Here is a 333-nt window from a genome sequence, read left to right on the forward strand (position 1 = left end):
CTGAACACGCCCAGCGCCGCAGATAACAGCCGTTCGGCCGTCTTGATGCGCCGACCGTCGAGCGCGCACTGCCAGCCAAGATAGTTCGGCAGGTATTTTGATGCGACTCCATTGAACCGTGCCAGCCACTGGCGGAAACGGCGGTGATAGGCGTTCACGTTCTGCACGTGTACGGCGCCGCGCACTCTTTCGCCGTTACTGACGTTGACAGCCTCGTGCGATATTCCGGCTTCCAGGGCAAATGTTCTGTAGGCAGGGTGGGCATCCGTGACCAGCAGCACGTCCCGGTCGAGCACCGGCAGCAGGTGCCGGCGCAGCTGGGCTGCGGTCACC

The 333-nt window shown here is 63.4% G+C and carries 1 protein-coding gene; it reads right to left on the minus strand.

The genetic code is table 11. The annotated features are described in order from the left end of the window. Positions 1-333: IS1595 family transposase (locus tag NX780_RS25140; protein WP_258830622.1), on the minus strand; the 333-nt coding region annotated here is incomplete at both ends.

This window comes from Massilia agri, assembly GCF_024753255.1.
Taxonomy (GTDB): domain Bacteria; phylum Pseudomonadota; class Gammaproteobacteria; order Burkholderiales; family Burkholderiaceae_D; genus Telluria; species Telluria agri.